We start from the raw sequence: 26663 nt of genomic DNA, 5'->3' as shown, positions 1-26663 counted from the left end.
AGGGGTCGCGGCAGCCTTTCGTGCGCCGTCACCGGACATCGTGAAGCCGGCTTCGGGTGCCGCTCCAACGGTCAATGCGGTCAACGGGAAACTGGCGTCTTTGCGGTATCGGTTCCACACCAGCCACATGCTTGCACGCGCTGCCCTCGGGGCGGTGCTCGTCATGGCGGCTCCGCAGCGCGCCGCGGCCTTCGAAATCTTCGGATTCAAGTTCTTCGAGGACGAGACCGACGACGCCACCGATATCATCAACCCGATCTCCTACACGGCATCCTTGTCGCTGGCGCCGGGCGTGACCGCTGACGGCGACATCGAAACCGCCCTGAAGGATGCCTCGGTCCTCGTCTCCGACGCCAGCGATCCGGTCTCCGGCTCGCTGGGCCTGATCGCCAAGGCGAAGACCGACCGCAAGCGCCTCGTCGCGACGCTCTACGAGAACGCCCGATACGACGGCCTCGTCGACATCTTCATCGAGGGCCGCAACCTCGCCGACCTGCCGCCGGACACGAAATTCGACACCTCGCGCCCCGTGCCGGTGACGATCCGCGTGACGCCCGGTCCGGTCTACGAACTCGGCCGCGTGGCGATCACCACCGGCGGCCTGCCCGTCGATCCGGCCGAATACGGCCTGGTGCGCGGCGGCTCGGCGAACTCCGTCGATGTCCTGGAAGGCGAGGCGAAGCTCCTGCGCGACCTGCGCAACCAGGGCCGCCCCTTCGTCGCCGTGACCGGCCGCGAGACCGTGGCGGACGCCGCCACCGACGAGCTGGACTATTCCCTTGACGTGTCGCCCGGCGACATCGTCCCCTTCGGCGAGACCTGGGTGGACGGCACCACCGACGTCGATCCCGGCTTCGTCGCCTACATGGCCGGCGTGAAGGCCGGCGAGGTCTTCTCGCCCGACGAACTGGCCGCGGCCCGCAAGCGCCTCGTCGAGCTCGGTGTGTTTTCCAGCGTGACGGTGAAGCCCGGCGCGGCCCAGGCCGCCGACGGCACCCTGCCGGTGCAGGTCGAGGTGGCCGAGCGCAAGTTCGGCTTCTACGGCCTCGGCGCCACCTACTCCAACACCGAGGGCGCCGGCGCCTCGGGCTATGTCGGCTATCGCAACCTGTTCGGCCGGGCGGAATCGATCCGCCTCGACGCCTCGATCTCGCGCATCGGCGCCACCGCGATCAGCGACGAGGCCCGCGAGATCAGCGGCCCGGACTACGCCACCTCGCTGGTGTTCAAGAAGCCCGGCGTGCTCGGTCCCGATTCGGTCTATATCGGCTCGATCGAGGCCGGCCGGCAGCAGCCGCTGGCCTATGACCGCGAATTCGTCGCCGTCACCAGCGGTGTCGAATACAAGATCGACGAGCAGCAGAAGCTGAGCGCCACGGTGCGCGGCGAATACGAGACCATCGGCGACTTCCTCGGCGAGCGGGACTATCTCCTCGCCTCGGTGCCGGTCACCTACACCTTCGACAGCCGCGACAACGAGTTGAACCCCACCGAGGGCATCTTCGCCAAGGCCTTCGCCGAGCCGACCTACAATGTCGACGACGGCGCCGCCTTCGTGAAGACGCGCGTCGATACGTCGAGCTACCTGTCACTGACCGAGAACGACAGGCTCGTTCTCGCAGGCCGCGTCGGCTACGGCACCATCTTCGGCGCCGATCTCGGCGAAGTGCCCAACGACCGGCGCTTCTTCGCCGGCGGCGGCGGCTCGGTCCGCGGCTACGAATTCCAGTCAATCGGCCCCTATTATCCGTCCAGCGTGCCGGCCGGCAGCGGCTTCAATCCCGACTTCACCGACACGCCCACCGGCGGCCTGTCGCTGTTCGAAGCCTCGCTCGAAGCCCGCGTGGCGGTGACCGACAAGATCCAGATCGTACCCTTTGTCGACGGCGGCACGGTGTCGGACGACCTCGTGCCCGACTTCAACGAGTTCAAGCTCGGCGCCGGCGTCGGCCTGCGCTACCTGACCAGCTTCGGGCCGATCCGCGTCGACGTCGCGGTACCGCTCGATCCGGGCCCGCGCGACGCCAGCTTCCAGTTCTACGCCGGAATCGGACAGGCCTTCTGATGATACGTGCCGGACGCTTCCTGCAGATCGCGGCGACCCTCGTCCTGGGTGGCTTCGTGGCGCTTGCCCCGAGCCGCCCGGCGCAGGCCCAGCAGTTCCTCGCGACCCAGATCGAGAACCTCGTCTCGACCGACACCATGCAGGTGAAGATCGAGGGACTGTCGGGCGCGCTGAGCGGCGACATCCGCATCGAGAACGTCACCGTCTCCGATCCGCAAGGCGTCTTCCTGACAGCCAGCGACCTCGCCATGGACTGGTCGCCGCTGTCTCTCGTTCGCTCCAACGTCTCGATCGACGCGCTGACTGCCGGCAGCATCGTCCTGGAACGCCTGCCAACCGGCCAGCCGGAAGCCGCGCCCGGCGAGGAATCCGGCGGTTTCTCGCTGCCTTCGATCACCGCCGATATCCGCCGCCTGGCGATCGACGAATTCGTGCTCGGCGAGGCGATCGCCGGAACCCGTGCCCGGCTGCGCGCCGAAGCCAGCCTGCAGCTTGCCGCCGATCCGACCGATCTGAACGTGAAGGCCGACATCGAGCGGCTTGATCAGCCCGGCCAGATCGCGCTGGAGATCGGCTATGCGCCGGCCGAGAACCAGCTCAAGATCGACGTCAAGGCCAGCGAGCCGGCGGGCGGCCTCGTCGCGACGCTGCTCGACATTCCCGACCGCCCGGCCGTCGACCTGACCATCAACGGCTCCGGGCCGCTGTCGGCCTTCATGGCCAACGGCTCGCTGGAGGTCGGCGCAGAGACCGCGGCCACCCTCACCGCCCGCGCCGACGATGTCGATGCCGGTCTGCGCGTCTCGGCCTCGCTCAACGTCGCCGCCGAACGCTTCGTACCCGAACAGTTCCAGCGCTACGTCGCCGGCGGCACGGCGCTCGACCTGCAGATGGTGATCCGCGACGACGGCACCTACGCCATCGAGCAGGCGGTCCTCTCCTCCGACGCACTGTCGGCAACGGCCGGCGGCACGCTGGACCTGTCGGGCACCGCCAACGACCTGAATCTGTCGGTCGCCTCGCGCGACAGTGATCCGATCCCCTTCGTGTTCGGCGAGGCGCCGGGCGAGACGAGGATCGAGCTTGCCGGCATCGACGGCACGCTGAAGGGCGCCCTCTCCGCCGCAGCGCTCGACCTGACGCTGCGCCTGCCGCGCGCCGGCTCCGGCGAATATCAGGCCCAGGGGATCAGCGCGAAGATCGCCAGCGCCGGCTTCGACCTCACCGGCTTCCGGGGGGCCTTCGATGCCGATCTGGAGGCCCAGTCCGTCGCCGCGCCCGACGGCATCCAGCAGCGCTTCCTCAACGGCCCGGTGAAGATCGCGCTTGCCGGCGACCTGACCGACACGGGACTGACCTTCCGGCCGAGCGAGGCGGTAACCGATGTCGCCAATCTGCAGATTGAAGGCCAGGCCGCGCTGAATTTCTCGACCTTTGCCCTCGATGTGCAGTCGCGCTTCCAGACCAGCGCCCTCTCGGCCGCCGTGGTGCCGCTGGCCGGCGAGGAACTTGCCGTCGGCGGCCGCTTCGCCCGCACCCCGGACGGCGCGCTGAGCGCCGAGGCGCTGACCGTGCGCGGCGACGGCCTGACGATCGATGGCACCGCCGCCCTCACAAATGATGCGGTCTCCGCCGATATTTCCGGTTCCCTCAACGAGGCCGGCTCCGTCAGCGGTGCCCTCGCCGGTGCCGCGACATTCAGCCTGACCGCCTCCGGCCCGGTCGAAAAACCCGACCTCGATCTGCAGATCTCCGGCAACGGCCTGTCGATCAATGGCCGCGAACTCGCCGACCTGAAGGTCGAGGCCCGCGGCACGCTCAACCCGGCCTCGCCCTCGGGCAGCGTCGCCATCACCGGCACCCTCGACGGCCAGCCTCTGTCGGGCAACGCCACCGTCGAGACGCTGGACAATGGCGACCGCCGGATCACCGACCTCGCCATCCGCCAGGGTCCCAACAGCATCACCGGCGATCTGCGCCTGACCGACGCCTTCGCCCCGGTCGGCACCCTCGCCATCGACGTCAGCGACATCGGCCCGCTGGCAGCGCTCGGCAGCCTCGACGCGTCCGGCGACGTCGTCGGTCAGGTCGACCTCACTGTCGAGAACGACGGCATGCCCGTCGCCGCCATCGACCTGACCGGCGAGCGCCTCTCCGTTGCCGGCAACACGCTCGACGGCGCCCGCATCGACCTGTCGGTGAAGGACTATCTCGGCATTCCGCGCCCGACCGGCACTGTCACCGCCCGCACTATTGCAGCACCCGGCATTGCCGTCAGCGACCTCGAGGTGGCGCTGCGCGAAGACGAACAGGGCACCGATCTCGTCGCCGAGGCGAAGGTCAACGCCGTGCCCTTCGCCCTGGCCGGCAACGTGCTGTTCGAGCCCGACACGACGCTGGTCCGCCTGACCCGCTTGACCGCCGACATCGAGGACGCCGCGATCCGTCTCGCCGAAGAGGCCATCGTTCGGATCGAGGACGGCGTGACGACCCTTTCCGGCATCCGCGTCGATGTCGGGGACGGCGACCTTTCCCTGGATGGCAGCGCCGGCGAAACCCTCGACCTCGCGCTGCGCCTGACCGACGTGCCGGCCGCCGCCGCCAATCCCTTCGTGCCGGGCCTTGCCGCCGCCGGCACCATCGGCGGCACCGCCACCGTCTCCGGCGCGGCAAACGATCCCGCCGCGACCTTCGCCATTATCGGCACCGACCTCGCCGTCGCCAGTTCGCGCGCCGCCAGCGTACCCGCGATCCAGGCGAACCTCACCGGCAGCTATGCCGGCGGCACCCTGACCCTGCAGACCGCAAGGCTCGATCTCGGCGACGGCTCGCTCGACGCGTCCGGCACGATCGGTGACCAGCTCGATCTTGAGGTCGCGATGGATGCCGTCCCGGTGGCGCTGGCCAACGGCTTCGTCGACGGGCTCGACGCCGAAGGCACGCTGACCGGCACGGCGACCGCCACCGGTCCGCGCAGTGATCCCCAGGCGACCTTCGCCCTGTCCGGAACCGGCATCACCGCCGAGGAGATCGCCGCGGCCGGCATCGATCCGCTGACCCTCGATGTTGCCGGCGCCTATGCCGACGGCACCACGACCCTCGACCGCGCCGAACTGATCGTCGGCGATGGCTCGCTCAGCGCCTCCGGCACAATCGGCGAACAGCTCGACATCGAACTGGCCATGCGCCGCCTGCCGGTCGGCCTGGTCAACGGTTTCGTCCCCGGCCTCGACGCCAGCGGCACCCTGTCCGGCACCGCCTCGGCGTCGGGTTCGACCATCGAGCCCGAAGCCGTCTTCGACGTCTCGGGCACCGGCATCACCACCCGGCAGATCGCCCGCTCCGGCGTTGCGCCGCTGGCCCTGCGCCTGACCGGCACCTACGCCGACGCCACCGCCGCGCTGGAAACCGCCGTCATCAATGTCGGCGACGGTTCGTTGGTTGCCACCGGCCGCGTCGGCCAGAATCTCGACCTCGACGTGACCATGACCAATCTGCCGGTCGGGCTCGCCAACGGCTTCGTCGATGGCTTGGCCGCCCGCGGCACGGTCTCCGGCAAGGGAACGGCCACCGGCACGCTCGACAATCCGACCGCCAGCTTCGACCTGACCGGCACGGGCATCACCGCCGACGCCATCGCCGAGAGCGGCATCGACCCGCTGACGGTGGACGCCGCCGGCCGCTATGCCGACGGCACGCTGACCCTCTCGGAAGCCGAGATCGCCGTCGGTGACGGCTCGCTGACCGCCGAGGGCACCGTAGGCGAGACCCTCGACCTGCGCGTTGCCGTCAATGCCATTCCGGTCGGGCTCGCCAATGGCATCGCCCCCGATCTCGGCGCCGAGGGCACGATCTCCGGCACCGCGACCGCCACCGGTTCGCTTGCCGATCCGCAGGCCCGCTTCGACCTCACTGGCTCTGGCATCACGACTCGCCAGATCGCCCAGTCGGGCGTCGCGCCCTTCGCCCTCGACGCCGCCGGCGCCTATGCGAACGGTACCGCCACCATCGAGCGCGCCGACCTGACCGTCGGCGACGGCTCGCTCAAGGCCACCGGCACCGTCGGCGAGCAGCTCGACCTCCGCCTTGCCATCGACGCCCTGCCGGTCGGCCTTGCCAACGGCTTCGTCGACGGCCTCGACGCCGAAGGCACGATCACCGGTTCGGCCACGGCCACCGGCTCCCTGTCCGATCCGCAGGCTCGCTTCGATCTCGCCGGCAGCGACATCACCACCCGCCAGATCGCCCAGTCCGGCGTCGCGCCCCTCGTCCTCGACGCCGCCGGCTCCTATGCCGATGGGACGGCCACCATCGAGCGCGCCGACGTCACCGTGGGTGACGGCTCGCTCCGGGCCACCGGCACGGTCGGTGAGCAACTGGACATCGATGTCGCCATCGACGCCTTGCCCGTTGGGCTTGCCAACGGCTTCGTCGACGGCCTCGGCGCCCGCGGCACCATCTCCGGCTCGGCCTCGGCCACGGGCTCGCTCACCGATCCCGACGCCAGCTTCGACATCACCGCCTCCGACGTGTCTGTCGCCCAGAGCCGCGCCGCCGGCGCGCCGGCGCTGCAGGCGGTCGCGGAAGGCCGCTATGCCGGCGGCACGCTGAACCTCGGCAATGCCCGTATCGACGTTGGCGGCGGCGCCATCACCGTCACCGGTTCGGCCGGCGCCAATGCCCTCGACATCACCGCCGAGATCAGCGCCCTGCCCGCCTCGATCGCCAGCGCCGCGGCGGCCGGCATCGCCCCGCAGGGCACCATCAACGGCACAATCCGCGCCACCGGCGCCCCGTCCAACCCGTCGGTCACCTACGACATCAATGCCAGCGGCGTGTCGATCCAGCAGACCCGCGCCGCCGGCGTCGGCGCCCTGGCCGTCACCACCAGCGGCCGCTTCGCCGACCAGGTGGTCACCACCGACACCAGCCTGACCGGCGACGGCCTCGACTTCAGCGCCAGTGGTTCGGTGAACCTTGCCGGCGGGCCGCAGCTCGACCTGTCGCTGAACGGCTCGGCGCCGCTGTCGCTCGCCAACCGGATCCTCGCCGAAGGCGGCCGCTCCGTGCAGGGCACCGTCCTCGTCGATGCCCGCGTGACCGGCCCCGTGTCCCAGCCCGCGATCGTCGGCACGGTCTCGACCACCGGCGCCCGCTTCATCGACACCGGCGCCAACCTCGCCCTCAACGACATCTCGACGACCATCTCGCTCGACGGACGCACCGCGACGATCCGCGCCTTCGACGCGAACCTGTCCGCCGGCGGCACGCTCGACGTATCCGGCACGGTTGGTCTCGACGGCGGTTTCCCGGCCGACATCACGATCCGGCTCGACGGCGGCCGCTACAACAAGGGCGAACTCGTCACCGCCAGGCTCGACGCCGAACTGACCATCACCGGGCCGCTGACGGGCACGCCGCGTCTGGCCGGCACCATCAATGCCGAGGAGATCAACGTCCTCGTGCCGGAAAACCTGCCGAGCTCGCTCGCCCGCATCGACGTGACCCATCGCAACGCCGCCCCCGCCGTCTACGAGCAGCAGCGCGAGATCTCGCCCGAGCGCGCCGATGGCGGCAACAGCGGCGGCGGCATCGATCTCGACCTGACCTTCAACGCGCCCAATCGGGTGTTCGTGCGCGGCCGCGGCCTCGACGTCGAACTCGGCGGCCGGATCTCCATCACCGGCTCGGCCGCCTTCCCGAATGTCGTCGGCGGCTTCGACCTGCAGCGCGGCCGCTTCTCCATCCTCGGCAAGCGCCTCGATTTCGACCGCGGTCGGCTGAGCTTCACCGGCGGCCTGACGCCCTATCTCGACCTCGTGGCCCGCTCCACCGCCGGCGACGCCACCGTATTCATCACCGTCACCGGTCCGGCCGACGATCCGAGCTTCAACTTCTCCTCCGAGCCGACCCTGCCCCAGGACGAGGTGCTGGCACGGCTGATCTTCGGCCAGGGCACCTCCGACCTGTCGCCGCTGCAGATCGCCCAGCTCGCCGAAGCCGCGGCCTCGCTCGCCGGCGTCGGCGGCAGCAGCGGCCTTCTGGAGAATCTGCGCTCGCAGCTCGGCGTCGACGATCTCGACATCCGCACCGCAGCCGACGGCACCACCGCGGTGGGTGTCGGCAAGTATCTGAACGAGAACACCTATGTCGGCGTCGACACGAGCGGCCGGGTGACCATCGATCTCGATCTCGGCTCGGGCCTCAGCGCCCGCGGCGCGGTGACCTCCTCCGGCGGCGGCGAGGTCGGCGTCTTCTACGAAGGCGAGTTCTAGACGTCCGACCCGGATCGCGGTGACGCAGTGTCGCCGCCGCCAGGCGTCTCGCGACGACATTCTCGGATGAACCTTTCTCGCCGTCGGCCCGTTGGGGACCCAGAAGGCACGAGCGCGCCGGCATGTCCGGCCCGCCGCGCCCGCCCCGAAACGACAGGCAGGAGACCGACAATGATGTCGTCGAAATTCGATCACCCGACCCATGGCTCGTACGACAAGCCCGAGGACGTCCTGAAGGACGACCGGCTGTCCGACGGCGAGAAGGAAACCATCCTGTCGGAATGGCGCTCCTCGCTGCAGCAGATCCTGAAGAACGACCCGAACGTGCCCGAGGTGAAGGCCACCAGCGAGTCCCTCGATGCCGCGATCGAGAAGCTGTCGGCCGCACGCACCTGATCCGTCGCCGTCGGCTTCGCCCGACGGTCCGATCCGCGCCTCTGTCCGGGCGCCGGCTTCGTGCTAACTAGCGAAGCGGCCCGGCCGGACGGCGCGGACCGGTGCATGAAACGACGCGTGACCATCAGGAGAGACCATGCCCACGAGCATCAATCCGGCGACGGGCGAGACCATTGAGGAATTCGCCGCGCACACCGACGCCGATATCGAGCGCACCCTCGCCAATGCCGATCTGGCCTTCCGCGACTGGCGCAAGACCTCCTTCGCCCGGCGCGCCGAGGTCCTGATGCGGGCTGCCGACCAGATGGACAAACGCAAGACCGAGCTCGCCCGCATCGCCACCATGGAGATGGGCAAGCGGCTGAAGGAGGCCGAGGCCGAGGTCGGCAAATGCGCCAACGCCCTGCGCTTCTATGCCGAGAACGCCGAGAAATTCGTCGCCGACGATGTGCGGGACGGTCCCGCCGGCCGCAATTTCGTGACCTATCTGCCGATCGGCCCGGTTCTGGCGGTCATGCCGTGGAACTTCCCCTACTGGCAGTGCATGCGCTTTGCCGCCCCGGCGATCATGGCCGGCAATGTCGGCATCCTGAAGCACGCCTCCAATGTCAGCCAGTGCGCGCTGGAGATCGAGCGCATCTTCCTCGACGCCGACGCGCCGCAGGGCGTCTTCCAGACCCTTCTGATCTCCTCCTCCAAGGTCGAGGGGATCCTCAAGGACAGCCGCGTGCGCGCTGCCACCCTGACTGGCAGCGAGGGCGCCGGCTCGGCCGTCGCGTCCACGGCCGGCTCCGAGATCAAGAAGACCGTGCTCGAACTTGGCGGCTCCGACCCCTTCATAGTCATGCCCTCCGCCGACATCGCCAAGGCGGTCGAGGTGGGCGTCACCGCCCGCATGCAGAACAACGGCCAGAGCTGCATCGCCGCCAAGCGCTTCATCGTCCATGAGGACGTCTACGAGGATTATCTCGGCCGCTACACCGAGGCCGTCGAAGCCATCAAGCTCGGCGACCCGATGGCCGACGACACCGGCATGGGCCCGCTGGCCATGAAGGCCGGCGTCGACGACCTGAAGGACCAGATCGACAGATCGGTCAGCGCCGGAGCCAAGCTCGTGACAGGCGGCAAGGCGCCGGAGGGTCCGGGCTATTTCTTCCAGCCGTCGATCCTCGCCGACGTGCCGGAGAGCGCGCCGGCCTATCGCGAAGAGCTGTTCGGCCCCTGCGCGATCATGTTCAAGGTCAAGTCGATCGACGAGGCCATCGGCCTCGCCAATGATTCCGAATTCGGTCTCGGCGGTTCGGCCTGGACCACCGAGCCGGCAGAGCAGGAACGCTTCATCCGCGAGCTCGACCAGGGCGGCACCCACATCAACCGCATGACCGCATCCGACCAGCGCCTGCCCTTCGGCGGCGTCAAGCGCTCCGGCTACGGCCGCGAACTGGCGCACGAAGGCATGCTGGAATTCATGAATGTGAAGACCGTCACGATCGACTGAGACGACAGCGGAAGGGGTCGGCAGGTTTCGCAGCTGCCGGCCCTTCTTTCACGAAATCGAGCGCCGCGAATTGCAGCATCGCCAAAATGTGCCCTATAATAGGGCACATCAGGCCATGAGCGGCGCCGACCCGGCGTTTGCCTCCTATCCACAACCGGCATAAAAGGCCGCAGGCAGGCGCTTTCTTGCGACGACCGCATCACACATCATGGCAGGGCAATTCATGAGCCAGACGTCCGATTCCGGCGCTCCTCCTGCGGCTGCGGAACTGACCGGCATGGCCCGGCAGGCCGCCGATCGCGGCATCCGCTCGCTGTTTTCCGACGATCCGAGCCGCTATTCGGAATTTTCCGCCGCGCTGGGCGATCTCGTCCTCGACTATTCCAAGACGGCCATCGACGACGATACCCGTGACGCCCTGATCGCATTGGCCCGCAGCCGCGGTGTCGAGGTCCGGCGCGACGCCATGTTCGCCGGCGAGCCGATCAACTTCACCGAAGACCGCTCGGTGCTGCACATGGCGCTGCGCGCCGAGCCGATGGACGGCTTCCGCGCCGCCGGCAACCCGGTCAGCGGCGCCGTGGCGGACGTTCTGAAGGCGATGAGCGCCTTCGCCGAGGGCGTGCGCAACGGCACCATCACCGGCGCCCGCGACACGCAGATCACCGACGTGGTCAATATCGGCATCGGCGGCTCCGATCTCGGCCCGGCCATGGCGACCCTGGCGCTGGCGCCCTATCACGACGGGCCGCGCACGCATTTCGTCTCCAATGTCGACGGCGCGCATATCGCCGACACGCTGAAGACCCTGGACCCCGCCTCCACGCTCTTCATCATCGCGTCGAAGACCTTCACCACCATCGAGACCATGACCAACGCCGCCGCTGCGCGCCGCTGGATCAGCGACGCGCTGGGCGAGGACGCGGTGGGCGAGCATTTCGTCGCCGTCTCCACCGCGCTGGACAAGGTCGCCGATTTCGGCATCGCCTCGGAGCGCATCTTCGGCTTCTGGGACTGGGTCGGCGGTCGCTACTCGATCTGGTCGGCGATCGGCCTGCCGCTGATGATCGCCATCGGCGCATCTGGCTTCCGCGACTTCCTCGCCGGTGCCCGCGAGATGGACACCCATTTCCGCACTGCGCCGCTGGACCAGAACCTGCCGGTCCTGCTCGGGCTCGTCGGCTATTGGCACCGGGCGCTCTGCGACTATCCGACCCGCGCTGTCATCCCCTACGACCAGCGGCTCTCGCGCTTCCCCGCCTATCTCCAGCAGCTCGACATGGAATCGAACGGCAAGCGCGTCGGCCTCGACGGCGAAACCGTTCCCGTGAGCGGTCCGGTGGTCTGGGGCGAGCCCGGCACCAACGGCCAGCACGCCTTCTTCCAGCTCATCCACCAGGGCACCGACATCATTCCCGTCGAGTTTCTGGTCGGCGCCAATGCCCACGAGCCGGCCGAGATGCGGGTCCATCAGGATCTGCTGCTGGCCAATTGCCTGGCCCAGAGCGAGGCGCTGATGCGCGGCCGCACGCTCGACGAGGCGCGCCGGCAGCTTCTCGACGGCGGCATGGAGCCCGAGCAGGCCGAGCGGATCGCGCCGCATCGCGTATTCCCGGGCGACCGGCCGTCGATCACCCTGCTCTACCGCCAGCTCGACCCGGCCACGCTCGGCCGCCTGATCGCGCTCTACGAGCACCGGGTCTTCGTCGAGGCCCAGCTCTACGGCATCAACGCCTTCGATCAATGGGGCGTCGAACTCGGCAAGGAACTGGCCAACCGGCTGGTTCCCGTCATCACCGGCGAGACCTCGGCAGAGGGGCGCGACAGCTCCACCGCCGGTCTCGTTGCAGCAATCCACAAACTGAGGGGGTCATGATGGCCGACATGACGAACGAGGTCGATTCCGCCCTGGACGGAACCGGTGCCCCGACACCTGCACCCCGCAAGAACGACCCGGAGACGCTGGCCCGGCAGATCGTCGAGAAGCTGACCTACGCCGTCGGCAAGACCCCGGCCGAGGCGCGGCGCTACGACTGGCTCGAAGCGACGACACTGGTCATCCGCGACCGGATCATCGACCAGTGGATGGAATCCTCCCAGCGCGCCAAGACCAGCGGCGAGAAGCGCGTCTGCTACCTGTCGATGGAATTCCTGATCGGCCGCCTGCTGCGCGATGCGATCAACAATCTCAACCTGACCGAGCCGATCCGCGAGGCGCTGTCGCGCTACGGCGTCGATCTCGATCTCGTCGAACTGCTGGAGCCCGACGCCGCGCTCGGCAATGGCGGCCTCGGCCGCCTCGCCGCCTGCTTCATGGAGTCGATGGCCTCCACCGACATTCCCGGCTTCGGCTACGGCATCCGCTACGTCCACGGCTTCTTCCGCCAGGAAATCGCCGACGGTGCGCAGGTGGAGTTGCCCGAAACCTGGCTCGCCCATGGCAATCCCTGGGAGTTCGAGCGCCGCGAACTCGCCTACGAGATCGGCTTCGGCGGCAAGGTCACCACCATCCAGGAGCCCGGCCGCCCGGCCCGGCAGGTCTGGCGCCCGGCCGAGCGCGTTCTCGCCGTCGCCTACGACACGCCGATCGTCGGCTGGCGCGGACGCCGCGTGAACACGCTGCGCCTGTGGAGCGCCCAGCCGCTCGACCCGATCCTGCTCGACGCCTTCAATTCCGGCGATCACATCGGCGCCCTGGTCGAATCCAACAAGGCCGAGGCGATCACCCGCATCCTCTATCCGGCCGACTCCCACCAGGCTGGCCAGGAACTGCGCCTGCGGCAGGAGTATTTCTTCTCCTCCGCCTCGCTGCAGGACATCATCCGGCGCCATCTCCACGCCAACGAGAATCTGTCGAACCTCGCCGACAAGTTCTCGATCCAGCTCAACGACACCCATCCGGCGGTCTCGGTCGCCGAGCTGATGCGGCTCCTGATCGACGTGCACGGCCATGAATGGGCCGAGGCCTGGGAGATCACCCGCAACACCTTCTCCTATACCAACCACACGCTGCTGCCCGAGGCGCTGGAGCACTGGCCGATCCATCTGTTCGAGCGGCTCCTGCCGCGCCAGATGCAGATCATCTACGCCATCAATGCCGGCGTCATCCGCGAGGCGGCGCAGGAAAAGGGCTTCGACGACTCCCGGATCGCCGCGATCTCGCTGATCGACGAGGGCAATGGCCGGCGCGTGCGCATGGGCCAGCTCGCCTTCGTCGGCAGCCATGCCGTCAACGGCGTCTCGGCCCTGCACACCGAACTGATGAAGGAGACGGTGTTCCACCATCTCCACCTGCTCTATCCCGACCGCATCGAGAACAAGACCAATGGCGTGACCCCGCGCCGCTGGATCATGCAGGCCAACCCCGGCCTCACCGAACTCGTGACCGATGCGATCGGCCCGGCCTTCCTCGACGATATCGAGAAGATAGCCGATCTCGATCCGCTGGCCGACGATGCCGCCTTCCGCGAGCGCTTCGCGGCGGTCAAGCGCCGCAACAAGGAGCAGCTCTCCAACCTCATCGGCGAGCGCATGGCGACGCAGGTCGATCCGGGCGCGATCTTCGACATCCAGGTCAAGCGCATCCACGAATACAAGCGCCAGTTCCTGAACATCATCGAGGCGATCGCCCTCTACGACCAGATCCGCTCGCATCCCGAGCGCGACTGGTCGCCCCGCGTCAAGATCTTCGCCGGCAAGGCGGCGCCGAGCTACGCCCAGGCCAAGGAGATCATCCACCTCGCCAACGACGTCGCCCGCACGATCAACAGCGATCCGGCGGTCCGCGACCTCCTGAAGGTGGTGTTCATCCCGAACTACAATGTCAGCCTCGCCGAGATCATCATGCCGGCGGCCGACCTGTCGGAGCAGATCTCGACAGCCGGCCTCGAGGCGTCCGGCACCGGCAACATGAAGTTCGCCATGAACGGCGCGCTGACCATCGGCACCCTCGACGGCGCCAATGTCGAGATGCTGGAGCATGTCGGCGAGGACAACATCTTCATCTTCGGCCTGACCGCCGAGGAAGTCGCCCAGCGGCGGCGCGAGGCCCATAGCGGCCGCTCGATCATCGCCGAGCTTCCGCTGCTGCGCGAGGCGCTGGACGCCATCTCCTCGGGCGTCTTCTCGCCGGAGGACCCGGCGCGCTACCACAACCTGGTCTCGAACCTCTACAACAACGACTGGTGGATGACCTGCGCCGACTTCCAGGCCTATTGGGACACCCAGCGCCGTCTGGACGTGCTCTGGCAGGACCAGGACGAGTGGCAGGCCAAGGCCGTGCGCAACACCGCGCGCATGGGCTGGTTCTCCTCCGACCGTTCGATCCGCGAATATGCCCGCGACATCTGGAAGGCCGGTCCGGACGCCTGATTCCCATAGCTGAGGCGATTGATCGCGATCCGGCATGGCGTCGGGCCGCGTCTGCGCTATGTTCGACATGCGTGGGGGAAGAACGATCGGGTGCCGGGCCAGTCAGCCGGCCATCCGGAGAGCCGTCTGCCCCATGGATGATCCAGGGAGGAGTTCATGGCAGAGAACAGACGCGCCGGACCGCTGGCCCGCGAGACGATGGCCTACGTACTGGCCGGCGGACGCGGCAGTCGGCTGATGGAGATGACCGACAGCCGCGCCAAGCCGGCCGTCTTCTTCGGCGGCAAGACGCGGATCATCGACTTCGCGCTCTCCAACGCCATCAATTCCGGTATCCGCCGCATCGGCGTCGCCACCCAGTACAAGGCCCACAGCCTGATCCGGCACCTGCAGAACGGCTGGAACTTCCTGCGGCCGGGCCGCAACGAGAGCTTCGACATCCTGCCCGCCAGCCAGCGCGTGTCCGAGGACCAGTGGTACGCCGGCACCGCCGACGCCGTGTACCAGAATATCGACATCATCGAATCCTACGCGCCGCGCTACATCGTCATCCTGGCCGGCGACCACGTCTACAAGATGGACTACGAGATCATGCTCCAGCAGCATGTGGATTCGGGTGCGGACGTGACGGTCGGCTGCCTCGAAGTGCCGCGCATGGAGGCTGTCGCCTTCGGCGTCATGCATGTCGACGAGAACTACAACATCACCGATTTCGTCGAGAAGCCGGCCGATCCCCCCGCCATTCCGGGCCGTCCCGACACGGCGCTGGCCTCGATGGGCATCTATGTCTTCGAGACCAACTTCCTGATGGACCAGCTGCGCCGCGACGCCGCCGATCCCGGATCGAGCCGCGACTTCGGCAAGAACATCATCCCGCATATCGTCAAGCACGGCCGCGCCGTCGCCCATCGCTTCAACCTGTCGGTGGTGCGCTCGGAGAACGAGCCGGACGACGAGGCCTACTGGCGCGACGTCGGCACGGTAGACGCCTACTGGCAGGCCAATATCGACCTGACCGACATCATCCCGCCGCTCGACATCTACGACCGCGACTGGCCGATCTGGACCTATGCCGACGTGGTGCCGCCGGCCAAGTTCGTCCATGACGAGGACGGCCGCCGGGGCTCGGCGATCTCCTCGCTGGTCTCGGGCGACTGCATCATCTCCGGCGGTCAGCTGCACCGCTCGCTGCTGTTCACCGGGGTGCGCCAGCGCTCCTATTCCATGCTCGACCACGCGGTCGTGTTGCCCCAGTGCCGTATCGGCCGCCACGCCCGCATCACCAGGGCGGTGCTCGACCGCGGCGTGGAAATCCCCGACGGCCTGGTGATCGGCGAGGATCCCGAGCTCGACGCCAAGCGGTTCCGCCGCACGGCGAACGGCATTTGCCTCGTCACCAAGCCGATGATCGACAGGCTCACCTACTGATGACCACCGGCGTGCTCTCCGTCGCCTCGGAAGTCTTCCCGCTGATCAAGACCGGCGGGCTGGCGGACGTGGCGGGGGCGCTTCCCGCCTCGCTGGCGGCCCACGACTTTGCCGTGCGCACGCTGATGCCGGGCTATCCCGATGTCATGCGGCAGATCGACAACGCCGACATCGCCTGCCGTTTCGACGATCTCTTCGGCGGGCCGGCGCGCGTCCTTGCGGCGACCGCCGGCGGGCTCGACCTTCTCGTCCTCGACGCGCCGCATCTCTTCGACCGGACCGGCGGTCCCTATGTGTCGAGCGCCGGCCACGACCACGCCGACAACTGGGCCCGCTTCGCGGCGCTGTCGAAGGCCGGCGCCGAGATCGGCCAGGGTGCGATCCCGGGCTTCGCACCGGCGATCGTCCATGCCCATGACTGGCAGGCGGCGCTGACGCCGGTCTATCTGGCGGTGTCCGGCAAGCCGCGGCCGCGCACCGTGGTGACCATCCACAACCTCGCCTTCCAGGGCAATTTCCCCTATCAGATCTTCCCGCGCCTTGGCCTGCCGCCATCCGCCTGGTCGATCGAGGGCGTCGAATATTACGGCAATGTCGGCTATCTGAAGGGCGGCCTGCACGCTGCCGACGCGGTCACCACCGTCAGCCCGACCTATGCCGAGGAGATCCTGACGCCGGGCGGCGGCATGGGGCTCGACGGCCTGTTGCGCGGGCGCGGCGAGCGGCTGGTCGGCATCGTCAACGGCATCGACACCGAGGTCTGGAACCCCAAGACCGATCCCGACATCCCGCATCATTACAGCGCCCGCTCGCCCAAGGCGCGCCAGCGCAACAAGCGGGCGCTGGAGACCGAGTTCGGCCTCGCCCATGAGGACGGCCCGATCGTCGCCGTGGTCAGCCGCCTGACCTGGCAGAAGGGCCTCGACCTCGTCGCCGACGCCTGCGACGACCTTGTCGAACGCGGCGTGCGCATGGTCGTGGTCGGCTCCGGCGAGCCGATGATCGAGGGCAGTTTCCAGGCCGCCCATACCCGGCATCCGAACAAGATCGGCGTGCGCATCGGCTATGACGAGGCCTTGTCCCACCGGGTCCAGGCCGGCGCCGACGCGATCCTCGTGCCGTCGCGCTTCGAGCCCTGCGGCCTCACCCAGCTCTACGGCCTGCGCTATGGCTGCATTCCGGTGGTCGCCAAGGTCGGCGGCCTCGCCGACACGGTGATCGACGCCAACCACGCCGCCATCACCGCCGGCGTTGCCACCGGCTTCATCTTCGCGCCGCCCACGCGCGACGACCTCATCGACGCCGTCGACCGGATGCAGCGGCTGTATGCCGACCCGGCCGCCTGGCGCCAGCTACAGCTCAGCGCGATGCAATCCGACGTATCCTGGCGCAGCAGCGCCGGGCACTACGCCCAACTCTTCCGCGATCTTATCGGAGACCAGCGGCCATGATCGAGACGATCGCCACCAAGCCCTTCAACGACCAGAAGCCCGGCACCTCGGGCCTGCGCAAGAGCGTCCCGCACTTCCGCCAGGCCAATTACGCCGAGAATTTCATCCAGGCGATCTTCGACGCCGCCGACAGCCATGACGGCGAGACCCTGGTGATCGGCGGCGACGGCCGCTTCTACAATCGCGAGGTGATCCAGACCGCGATCCGCATGGCTGCCGGCAACGGCTATGGCCGCGTCGTCGTCGGCCGCGGCGGCATCCTGTCGACGCCAGCCGCCTCCAACCTGATCCGCATCCGCAAGGCGGCCGGCGGCATCATCCTGTCGGCCAGCCACAATCCCGGCGGCCCGAAGGGCGATTTCGGCATCAAGTACAATGTCGCCAATGGCGGTCCGGCGCCGGAGAAGATCACCTCCGCGATCTTCGAGCGCACGCGGACGATGTCGCAGTACCGCATCTGGTCCGGCGACGCCCCGAGCCTTGCCGAACTTGGCGAGACAAAGCTTGGCGACATGGTGGTCGAGGTCATCGACCCGGTCGCCGACTATGCCGCGCTGATGGAAAAGCTGTTCGATTTCGGCCAGATCCGCGACCTCATCGCCTCCGGCTTCACCCTGCGCTTCGACGCCATGCACGCCGTGACCGGCCCCTATGCCAAGGAAATACTGGAGAACCGGCTCGGCGCACCGCTCGGCACGGTGATCAATGGCGAGCCGCTGGAGGATTTCGGTGGCGGACATCCCGATCCCAACGCGGTCCACGCCGCGACGCTGATCAACCAGCTGATGGCGCCCAACGGACCGGATTTCGGTGCGGCTTCCGACGGCGACGGTGACCGCAACCTGATCGTCGGCAAGGGCATCGTCGTTTCGCCCTCGGATTCGCTGGCGGTCTTGGCCGCCAACGCCCATCTGGCGCCGGCCTACACGGACGGTATCGCCGGCATCGCCCGCTCCATGCCGACCAGCCAGGCCGCCGACCGGGTCGCCGCCAAGCGCGGCATCGGCATGTACGAGACGCCCACCGGCTGGAAGTTCTTCGGCACGCTGCTCGATGCCGGCAAGGTGACCATCTGCGGCGAGGAGAGCGCCGGCACCGGCTCCGACCATGTCCGCGAGAAGGACGGCCTGTGGGCGGTGCTCTTGTGGCTCAACATCCTGGCCGTGCGCCGCGAGAGCGTGCAGGCGATCCTGGAAAGCCACTGGGCCGAGTTCGGGCGCAATTACTACCAGCGCCACGACTACGAGGAGGTCGACGCCAAGGCGGCCGAGGGGCTGATGGGCTCGCTGCATGATCGCCTCGCCTCCATGGCCGGCCAGCGCTTCGGCACGCTTGTCGTTTCCGAGGCCGACGATTTTTCCTACAAGGACCCGGTCGACGGCTCGGTCGCCACCGGCCAGGGCGTGCGGATCGTCTTCTCCGGCGGCTCGCGCATCGTCTACCGCCTGTCGGGCACCGGCACCAAGGGCGCTACCCTGCGCGTCTATATCGAGCGCTACGAGCCCGACCGCACCCGCCACGACATTGCCCCCGAACAGGCGCTGGCCGAGCTCATCGACACGGCCTCGGCGATCGGCGAGATCGGCAAGCGCACCGGCCGCACGGCGCCGGACGTCATCACCTGACCGCAGGGACGGCATGACCTACGCAATCACGGCCGAGCGCGGCAGGCCCGCCGCGCTCGGCGCGACGCTCGACGGCGACGGCGTCCATTTCGCCGTCCACTCCGAGAATGCCGACGCCATCCAGCTCTGCCTCTTCGACCCGACCGGCACGCGGGAAACCGCGCGGCTCGTCCTGCCCGGCGAAAAGGACGGCCGGCACTACGGCTTCGTGCCGGGCCTTGCGGCCGGCGCCCGCTACGGCCTTCGTGCGCTTGGCCCCTACCGACCGAAGGACGGCCATCGCTTCGACCCGTCCAAGCTCCTCGCCGATCCCTATGCGGTGCAACTCGACCGCCCCTTCCTCTATCATCCGGTGCTCGCAGCCCCGCCCGAGCGCCAGCTCGACAGTGCGCCCTACATGCCGCGGGCGCTCGTCACTGCGCTCGATCGCAGCGCCGCGCCCCTGCCCTTTGCCGCCCCCGGCCTGACCTACGAGGTGCTGGTCCGCGCCTATTCCCAGCGCCATCCGGATGTCCCGGCCGAGATCCGCGGTACCGTCGCCGCCCTCGCCGAACCCGTCTTCCTCGATCACATGGAGAAGCTCGGCGTCGAGACCGTTGAGCTGATGCCCCTCGCCGCCTGGATCGACGAGGGCCATCTCTCGGCACACGGCCTGACCAATGCCTGGGGCTACAATCCGATCACCCACATGGCGCCCGACCCGCGGCTTGCGCCGGGCGGCTTTGCCGAGATCCGCCGGGTGGTCGATGCGCTCCATGCGCGCGGCATCAAGGTGCTGCTCGACGTCGTGCTGAACCATTCCGGCGAGGGCGACGAGAACGGGCCGACGGTCTGCTATCGCGGCCTCGACAATCTCCTCTACTACCGCCACGCCGAGGACGAGCCGGGCCTGCTCGTCAACGACACCGGCACCGGCAACACCCTTGCCACCCACCGCGAACCGGTGGCGCGGCTGTGCATCGACGCACTGCGAACCTGGGTCGAGGCGACCGGCCTCGACGGCTTCCGCTACGATCTCGCCCCGGTGATGGGACGGCTGGACGACGGCTTCTCAGCCGACGCGCCGTTCTTCCGCATGCTCGCCGCCGATCCCGTCCTGAAGCACCGCATCCATGTCGCCGAACCCTGGGACATCGGTCCCGGCGGCTACCAGGTCGGCCGGTTTCCCAAGCCCTGGTTCGAATGGCAGGACAAGTTCCGCGACGATGTCCGCCGCTTCTGGCGCGGCGATGCCGGCATGGTCGGGGCGCTGGCGACGCGCCTCGCCGGCTCGGCCGATCTCTACGACCGCGACGGCCGCCGCCCGTCGAGCGGCGTCAATTTCATCGCCGCCCATGACGGCTTCTCGCTGGCCGATATCGCCGCCTATGCCGAGAAGCACAACGCGGCCAATTGCGAGGGCAATCGCGACGGCCACAACGACAACCACTCCTGGAACAACGGCGTCGAGGGTGAGACCGACGATCCGGCCATCCTCGACGCGCGCGGCAAGGACATCCGCGCCATGCTGGCGACGCTGATGGTCGCGCGCGGCACGCCGATGCTGGTGGCCGGCGACGAATTCGGCCGCAGCCAGGGCGGCAACAACAATGGCTATGCCCAGGACAACGAGATCACCTGGCTCGACTGGGCGCGGGCCGACACGGATCTCGCCGCCTTCGTCGCCCGGCTGTCGCAACTGCGCCGTGCCCATCCGGCCCTCAACGCCGACCGCTTCCTCACCGGCCGCCCGGTCGAGGGCGGCGACGTCGAGGACGTCGTCTGGCTGCGCGAGGATGGCGCCCCCATGGAGCCCGGCGACTGGTCCGATCCGGAAAGGCGCTTCCTCGGCATGTCGGTCTATGCGCCGCGCGGCGAAGACGACATCGAGAGCGAGCGGGCGGTGATCTATCTCAATGCCGGCGACGCCGACATCGCGGTCACGCTGCCGCCGCCGCGCCCCGACCACGCCTATTGCCTGCATCTCCAGTCGGACTGGCCGCAGCTCGAACCCCGGCGCATCGACGCGGCGGACGGGCTCATCGTCCAGTCCCGTTCGGTGTTCGTCATCCTCGAGGAGCGGCTCTGATCGCCGCGCCGTCCACAGGCGTGGCACCGGACCGGTTTGCTGCGGCCCCGGCGAGCCGGTAAGAACGGCAGGCGCGCGGCGATGCTCCGCGCCCCCTTGACCGCGAACCGGGCCCGTATCCCATGCCCATCCAGCAGCTCTCCGATGCCCTGATTGACCAGATCGCTGCCGGCGAAGTCGTCGAGCGGCCGGCCAGCGTCGTCAAGGAGCTGGTCGAGAACGCCCTCGATGCCGGCGCAAGGCGCATCGAGATCGCCACGGCCGGCGGCGGCAAGAATCTCATCCGGATCAGCGACGACGGCTGCGGCATTCCGGCCGCCGAGATGCCGCTGGCGGTGCGCCGCCATTGCACCTCCAAGCTCGCCGGCGGCCTCGACGCTATCGGCACCCTCGGCTTTCGCGGCGAGGCCCTGCCCTCGATCGGCTCGGTCGGCCGGCTCAGCCTGAAGTCCCGGGCCGCCGGCAGCGACGAAGCCTACGAGATCTGCGTCGAGGCGGGCCGCCCCTCCGAGCTGCGCCCCACCGCCCTGTCCCGGGGCACGGTGATCGAGGTCCGCGATCTCTTCCACGCCGTGCCCGCCCGGCTGAAATTCCTGAAGAGCGACCGGGCCGAATCCAGCGCGATCACCGAGATCGTCCGGCGCATCGCCATCGCCTTTCCGGGCGTCCGCTTCGAGCTGTCCGGCCCCGACCGCACGACGACGGTGTTCGAGGCGGTGCCCGGCGACGCACCGCTGCCGCGCATCGCCGACGTGCTGACGCAGGACTTCGCCGACAATGCCATCCCGGTGGACGCCATGCGCGAGGACGTGCGGCTGCGCGGCTTTGCCGGGATCCCGACCTACAATCGCGGCAATGGCCAGCAGCAATTCTTCTACGTCAATGGCCGGCCGGTCCGCGACAAGACGCTGCATTCGGCCCTGCGCGGCGCCTATGCCGACGTTCTGGCCCGCGACCGCCATCCCGTCGCGGTCCTGTTTCTCGACCTCGACCCGGCCCTCGTCGACGTCAATGTCCATCCGGCCAAGGCCGATGTGCGGTTCCGCGATCCAGGGCTGGTGCGCGGCCTGATCGTCGGCTCGCTGCGCCAGGCCTTCAACGAGGCCGGCCTGCGTTCGGCGACCACCAACGCCTCCGGTCTGATGGCCCGCTTCCGGGGCGCCGCCCCCGCCGAGCCGGCACCGGTGACGCCGGCCCCGCGCCGTTTCGACGGCTTCGCGCCCGGCGGCTTCGCCGCGCCGCGCCAGGCCGCTTATGCCGCCGAGGCCTCGCCCTACCGGCCCCTCGATATGGGCGCCGATGCCGCGACCCTCGACCGCGCAGCTGACGCCGGCTCCGCCGCCACGCCGGCGCCCGCCGCCTACGCTGCCGCCAACACCGAGCCCACCGAGGACGGGGCGAACGGGGCCGACCATCCGCTGGGTGCGGCCAAGGCGCAGTTCCACCGCAACTTCATCGTGTCCGAGACCGAGGACGGCATCGTCATCGTCGACCAGCACGCCGCCCATGAGCGCCTCGTCTACGAGGCGTTGAAGACGGCCCTGCACGGCCGCCCCCTCGCCTCGCAGCTGCTGCTGATCCCGGAGATCGTCGATCTGCCGGAGGACGACGTCGATCGCCTCGCCGAGCAGGCGGAGACCTTCGCCCGGCTCGGCCTCGGCATCGAGCGCTTCGGTCCCGGCGCGGTGGCCGTGCGCGAGACGCCGGCGATCCTCGGCAGCGTCGATTGCCAGCGTCTGGTGCGCGACCTCGCCGACGAGCTCGCCGAGGCCGGCACCGCCGACGCCGTGCGCGGCCGCATTGACCATGTCGCCGCGACCATCGCCTGCCACGGCTCGGTGCGCTCGGGACGGCTGATGAAGCCGGAAGAGATGAACGCGCTCCTGCGCGACATGGAGGCGACGCCCGGCTCAGGCCAGTGCAATCACGGCCGGCCGACCTTCATCGAGCTGAAGCTCGCCGACATCGAGAAGATGTTCGGCCGCCGCTGAAGGCGAGGCGGTGCCATTTGACGGCTCCCCGGCCCGGCGTTAGTCAGAAGCCGACCGACCGGCTGGCAATGCCGGTCCACCGACAGCGGAGACATCCATGAACCGCATGGAGAATGGCGGCGAGGCGAAGCTGCGCTACGGCACGCCCGATTTTCAGGTCGTGCGGCCCGGCGCCTATGTGCGCTGCGCCGTGACCGGCGAGGCGATCCCGCTCGACCTGTTGCGCTACTGGAGCGTCGAGCGCCAGGAAGCCTATGTCGACGGCGAGGCCTCGTTCCGCCGCGAAAAGGAAGTCGCCAGCAAGGGCTGAGACGGACCGCTCCGGCCGCTCAGCCGAATTTGCGACGACGGAAGGCGCGCCGCGTATCGCGGATGATGCGGGCGCCGAGGCTCTGCGGCGCGAAGCCGAGCGCCACGTCGAGCACCTCGCATTCCTTCAGGAACAGCTGCATCGCGGCGGATCCCGTTGCCAGCCGCACCGCATCCTTGCGCGTCGTCACCATCTGCAGGCCTTCGCGCCAGGCCGAGGCCGACAGATCGTCCATGTCGTCGCTGGAAAAGACATGGTGGTCGGGAAAGTCGCGGGTCTCGACGATCTCGGCGCCGAGCGCGGTCAGGCTGGCGTAGAATTTCGCCGGATCGGCGATGCCGGCGAAGGCCAGCACCCGCAGCCCGGCGAAGCGGGCGCCGTTCTCCGGCTCCAGTGCCGCCTCGAAGATCGGCTTGTTGCCCCGCGCCGTCTGCCGGATGACGGCATCGCCGGCGCTGCCCTCGCCGATCACCAATAGTGCGTCGGCATAGCGGATCTGGTCGATGAGCGGCGCGCGTACAGGCCCGGCCGGCACCACGGCGCCATTGCCGAGACCACGCCGCGCATCCACCGCGATCAGCGCGAAGTCGATCGCCAGCCGGGCGCTCTGGAAGCCGTCATCCATGATGATGAAGTCGACGCCGCGCTCGGCGAGCAGCTTCTGCGCGGCCTGCCGGCGGTTCACCGCGACGCAGGTCGGCGCGACGCTCGCCAGGAGCAGCGGCTCGTCGCCGACCTCGGCCGCGCTGTGATGGGCCGGATCGACCAGCACGGCGCCGCGGCTGGCCCGCCCGTGGCCGCGCGACACGAAGCCGGGGCGCAGCCCCTCGGCGAGCGCGGCGCGCCCGAGCGCCATGGCGGTCGGCGTCTTGCCGCCTCCCCCGACGGTAAAGTTTCCGACGCACAGTACTGGCACCCCGACATCGGCGCGCTCGCCGTGCTCCAGATTGCGCCGGGCCACGCGCCCGTAGACCGCCGCCGCCGGTGCCAGCATCAGGCTCTGCCAGGCTTTCGGCCGCCACCAGAAGGGCGGCGTCTCGGCCCGCATCATCGCGGCGCCGCCGGACGGTTGCAGCGGTCAAGGCCCACCGACAGCTTCAGCGGATGCAGGAACGGCTGCAGTGCCTGCATGGTCCGCGGCAGCGCGCCGCGCATCTCCTCCACCGTCGTCGCCGAGGCCCGCTTCATGCGGGCAAGCGCGGCGGGATCGTCGAGGATCTGCACAAGGCAGGCGGCCAGCGTGTCGCCGTCGCGCACGATCTTGGCGCCGCCATTCTTCAACAGCCGCTGATAGGCGTCGCGGAAATTCTGGACATAGCGGCCCGACAGGATCGCGGTGCCCAGCATCGCCGCCTCGAGCGGGTTCTGGCCGCCCTCGCCGGTCACCGACTTGCCGAGAAAGGCGATGTCGGTGAGCCGCAGATAGAGCCCCATCTCGCCCATCGTGTCGCCGAGCAGGATATCGGTTTCCGCATCGGGAAGGTCGCCCCGGCTGCGCCGCGCGACCTTGAGGCCGGCGCCGGTCAGCTCGGCCTCGATCTCGTCGCCGCGCGTCGTGTGGCGCGGCACCACAATCGTCAGAAGGCCGGGATGGCTTGCGGCCAGCTTGCGATGCACCTCGCCGGCCAGCGTCTCCTCGCCGGCATGGGTGGAGAGCGCCGCCCAGCGGGGCCGCTCGCCCAGCGCCGCGATCATCTCGTCCAGCGCCGCGCCGGGGCTTGGCGGCGGAGCGGTATCGGCCTTCAGATTGCCCGCCACCGAAACGGCCCGCGCGCCCAGGAGATGGAAGCGCTCGCCGTCCACATCCGACTGGGCGACCACATGCGCCAGTGTTTCCATCAGCGCCTCGGCGAGCCACGGCGCCGACTTCCAGCGCTTGAACGAGCGGTCCGACAGGCGCGCATTGACCAGCACCTGCGGAATGCGCCGCCGGTTCAGCTCCATCAGCGTCGTCGGCCAGATCTCGCTTTCCGCCACGATCGCCACGTCCGGGCACCAATGGTCGAGGAAGCGATGGATGGAGGGGCCGAGATCGAGCGGCACATATTGGTGGATGACGCAGTCGCCGAGCCGTTCGGCGACCAGCGTCGCCGAGGTCATCGTGCCGGTGGTCATCAGGACGGAGATGCCGTCGGCCGCGATCGCCCGCACCAGCGGCGTGACCGCGGCGCTTTCGCCGACGCTCGCCGCATGCACCCAGACCAGCGGACCGGCCGGGCGCTCGACACTGGCATGACCGTAGCGTTCGCGGCGGCGCAAGGGGTCTTCCTTGCCCCGCGAGGTGCGGTAGCCGACATAGGGGCCGAGCAGCGGATAGACGAGCGTGCCGGCCGCCCGGTAGGAGGCGAGTGCGGCGCGGGCCAGGAAATCGCTCACGCAACCCTCCCGACCAGCCGCTCGGCCGCGACATTCGCCGCCTCGATCGCCAGCGTGATCTCGCGCCGCTTGGCCTCCATCTCCTCCGCGTCGGCATCGGCCGCCACATGGATCGGTTCGCCGACCACCACCGCAATGCGGCCGAAGGGCAGCGGCACCGTCGTCTTGTCCCAGGAACTCTCGACCACGTAGCGCCGGCTGGTGACCGCCGCCGACGGCAGGACCGGCCGGCCGGAAATCCGCGCCAGCGTGACGATGCCGAGCCCCGCGTCGCGCGGCACGCCCTTCGGCACGTCGGCGATCATGCAGACGCCGAAGCCGCGGGCGAGATAGCGGCGCAGCGCGATCAGCGCCTTGGCCCCGCCCTTCTGGGCCCGCACCGGTCCGGCGCGTCCGCCCGAGCCGCGCACCGTCTCAATGCCGAAGCGCGCGACCACGGCGGCGTTCATCTCCGCGTCGGCATTGCGCGACAGGAGCGCGACATAGGGCAGTTCGGCCGGCCGGAAGAACGGCGCCAGAAGATGCTGCCCGTGCCACAGGCCGACGATCGCCGGATGCTCGGCGGTCAGCCGGGCCCGCCAGTCGGTCGAGCCAGGCGCTTCCCTCTGGGTCGCATGGACGAGGCGCAGACCGCGATAGATCGCGCTGCCGCCGACCGCCATGGTCGCCGGGCTGCGGAGCAGGCGCCGGACGCGCTTGCGCCACGCGCGCAGGGTCCCCCGCGGGCGTTTCGGCGGAGCGCCGTCCTCGCCGGTTCGAGCCTGTGCCATCAATTCATCCGACATCGACGTCAGCCTGACCGCCTGTCC

At 69.1% G+C, this 26663-nt stretch carries 15 protein-coding genes; 12 read left to right on the top strand and 3 right to left on the bottom strand.

What is annotated here, in order from left to right:
- The first annotated feature begins 127 nt into the window (after positions 1–127).
- The 12 genes from J3367_RS00620 (at position 128) to J3367_RS00565 (ending at position 23478) form a co-directional block, all read left to right on the top strand.
- On the top strand, positions 128–2065 hold the full coding sequence (locus J3367_RS00620) for an autotransporter assembly complex protein TamA (RefSeq protein ID WP_024349231.1): 1938 nt from the start codon (positions 128–130) through the stop codon (positions 2063–2065).
- A complete protein-coding gene (locus tag J3367_RS00615) occupies positions 2065–8340 on the top strand; it encodes a translocation/assembly module TamB domain-containing protein (protein WP_024349232.1) in 6276 nt (2091 codons plus the stop codon). Before J3367_RS00620 ends, J3367_RS00615 begins: the two co-directional genes overlap by 1 nt.
- Before the next feature lie 171 nt (positions 8341–8511).
- On the top strand, positions 8512–8736 hold the full coding sequence (locus J3367_RS00610; RefSeq protein WP_024349233.1) for a hypothetical protein: 225 nt from the start codon (positions 8512–8514) through the stop codon (positions 8734–8736).
- Positions 8737–8872: 136 nt separating this feature from the next.
- Positions 8873–10234 carry an NAD-dependent succinate-semialdehyde dehydrogenase gene (locus J3367_RS00605; protein WP_024349234.1) on the top strand — a complete coding sequence of 454 codons (1362 nt, stop codon included), beginning with the start codon at positions 8873–8875 and terminating at the stop codon, positions 10232–10234.
- A 223-nt stretch (positions 10235–10457) separates the two neighbouring features.
- Positions 10458–12110, top strand: coding sequence for a glucose-6-phosphate isomerase (gene pgi / locus J3367_RS00600; protein WP_081651807.1), 1653 nt, complete (start codon positions 10458–10460; stop codon positions 12108–12110).
- Complete coding sequence (locus J3367_RS00595; RefSeq protein WP_155898371.1) at positions 12107–14605, top strand: glycogen/starch/alpha-glucan phosphorylase; 2499 nt, start codon at positions 12107–12109, stop codon at positions 14603–14605. Before pgi ends, J3367_RS00595 begins: the two co-directional genes overlap by 4 nt.
- 156 nt (positions 14606–14761) lie before the next feature.
- Positions 14762–16033 carry a glucose-1-phosphate adenylyltransferase gene (gene glgC / locus J3367_RS00590; protein WP_009208321.1) on the top strand — a complete coding sequence of 424 codons (1272 nt, stop codon included), beginning with the start codon at positions 14762–14764 and terminating at the stop codon, positions 16031–16033.
- Positions 16033–17484, top strand: coding sequence for a glycogen synthase GlgA (glgA, locus tag J3367_RS00585; RefSeq protein ID WP_024349237.1), 1452 nt, complete (start codon positions 16033–16035; stop codon positions 17482–17484). Before glgC ends, glgA begins: the two co-directional genes overlap by 1 nt.
- Positions 17481–19109, top strand: coding sequence for an alpha-D-glucose phosphate-specific phosphoglucomutase (locus tag J3367_RS00580; RefSeq protein WP_024349238.1), 1629 nt, complete (start codon positions 17481–17483; stop codon positions 19107–19109). The genes glgA and J3367_RS00580 overlap by 4 nt, the downstream gene beginning before the upstream one ends.
- Before the next feature lie 13 nt (positions 19110–19122).
- The gene (gene glgX / locus J3367_RS00575) at positions 19123–21177 is read left to right on the top strand and encodes a glycogen debranching protein GlgX (RefSeq protein WP_024349239.1); all 2055 of its coding nucleotides are present in this window, start codon (positions 19123–19125) and stop codon (positions 21175–21177) included.
- A 122-nt stretch (positions 21178–21299) separates the two neighbouring features.
- Complete coding sequence (gene mutL, locus J3367_RS00570) at positions 21300–23168, top strand: DNA mismatch repair endonuclease MutL (RefSeq protein WP_024349240.1); 1869 nt, start codon at positions 21300–21302, stop codon at positions 23166–23168.
- 97 nt (positions 23169–23265) lie between these two features.
- Complete coding sequence (locus J3367_RS00565; RefSeq protein WP_024349241.1) at positions 23266–23478, top strand: DUF2093 domain-containing protein; 213 nt, start codon at positions 23266–23268, stop codon at positions 23476–23478.
- 19 nt (positions 23479–23497) lie between these two features.
- On the opposite strand, the gene lpxK is transcribed toward J3367_RS00565, so the two are convergent.
- The 3 genes from lpxK to J3367_RS00550 are packed head-to-tail and all read right to left on the bottom strand — an operon-like array spanning position 23498 to position 26624.
- A complete protein-coding gene (gene lpxK / locus J3367_RS00560) occupies positions 23498–24526 on the bottom strand; it encodes a tetraacyldisaccharide 4'-kinase (protein WP_024349242.1) in 1029 nt (342 codons plus the stop codon).
- Positions 24526–25854: a lipid IV(A) 3-deoxy-D-manno-octulosonic acid transferase gene (gene waaA, locus J3367_RS00555; protein ID WP_024349243.1), complete on the bottom strand. Its 1329-nt coding sequence runs from the start codon at positions 25852–25854 to the stop codon at positions 24526–24528. The genes lpxK and waaA overlap by 1 nt, the downstream gene beginning before the upstream one ends.
- A complete protein-coding gene (locus J3367_RS00550) occupies positions 25851–26624 on the bottom strand; it encodes a lysophospholipid acyltransferase family protein (RefSeq protein WP_244495391.1) in 774 nt (257 codons plus the stop codon). Before J3367_RS00550 ends, waaA begins: the two co-directional genes overlap by 4 nt.
- Between the last annotated feature and the right edge of the window lie 39 nt (positions 26625–26663).

Origin of the sequence: Aurantimonas sp. NFXS3, from assembly GCF_049132005.1 — a bacterium.
Lineage (GTDB): Bacteria > Pseudomonadota > Alphaproteobacteria > Rhizobiales > Rhizobiaceae > Aurantimonas > Aurantimonas coralicida.
The sequence above is the reverse complement of the archived record's forward strand: the minus strand, read 5'-3'. Positions and strand labels throughout refer to the sequence as shown.

Coding starts and splice junctions, on each gene's coding strand:
- J3367_RS00620 (WP_024349231.1), top strand. CDS start 128: ATGCTTGCACGCGCTGCCCTCGGGGCGGTGCTCGTCATGGCGGCTCCG.
- J3367_RS00605 (WP_024349234.1), top strand. CDS start 8,873: ATGCCCACGAGCATCAATCCGGCGACGGGCGAGACCATTGAGGAATTC.
- J3367_RS00565 (WP_024349241.1), top strand. CDS start 23,266: ATGAACCGCATGGAGAATGGCGGCGAGGCGAAGCTGCGCTACGGCACG.
- J3367_RS00595 (WP_155898371.1), top strand. CDS start 12,107: ATGATGGCCGACATGACGAACGAGGTCGATTCCGCCCTGGACGGAACC.
- glgA (WP_024349237.1), top strand. CDS start 16,033: ATGACCACCGGCGTGCTCTCCGTCGCCTCGGAAGTCTTCCCGCTGATC.
- glgC (WP_009208321.1), top strand. CDS start 14,762: ATGGCAGAGAACAGACGCGCCGGACCGCTGGCCCGCGAGACGATGGCC.
- mutL (WP_024349240.1), top strand. CDS start 21,300: ATGCCCATCCAGCAGCTCTCCGATGCCCTGATTGACCAGATCGCTGCC.
- glgX (WP_024349239.1), top strand. CDS start 19,123: ATGACCTACGCAATCACGGCCGAGCGCGGCAGGCCCGCCGCGCTCGGC.
- pgi (WP_081651807.1), top strand. CDS start 10,458: ATGAGCCAGACGTCCGATTCCGGCGCTCCTCCTGCGGCTGCGGAACTG.
- lpxK (WP_024349242.1), bottom strand. CDS start 24,526: ATGCGGGCCGAGACGCCGCCCTTCTGGTGGCGGCCGAAAGCCTGGCAG.
- J3367_RS00610 (WP_024349233.1), top strand. CDS start 8,512: ATGATGTCGTCGAAATTCGATCACCCGACCCATGGCTCGTACGACAAG.
- J3367_RS00580 (WP_024349238.1), top strand. CDS start 17,481: ATGATCGAGACGATCGCCACCAAGCCCTTCAACGACCAGAAGCCCGGC.
- J3367_RS00615 (WP_024349232.1), top strand. CDS start 2,065: ATGATACGTGCCGGACGCTTCCTGCAGATCGCGGCGACCCTCGTCCTG.
- J3367_RS00550 (WP_244495391.1), bottom strand. CDS start 26,624: ATGGCACAGGCTCGAACCGGCGAGGACGGCGCTCCGCCGAAACGCCCG.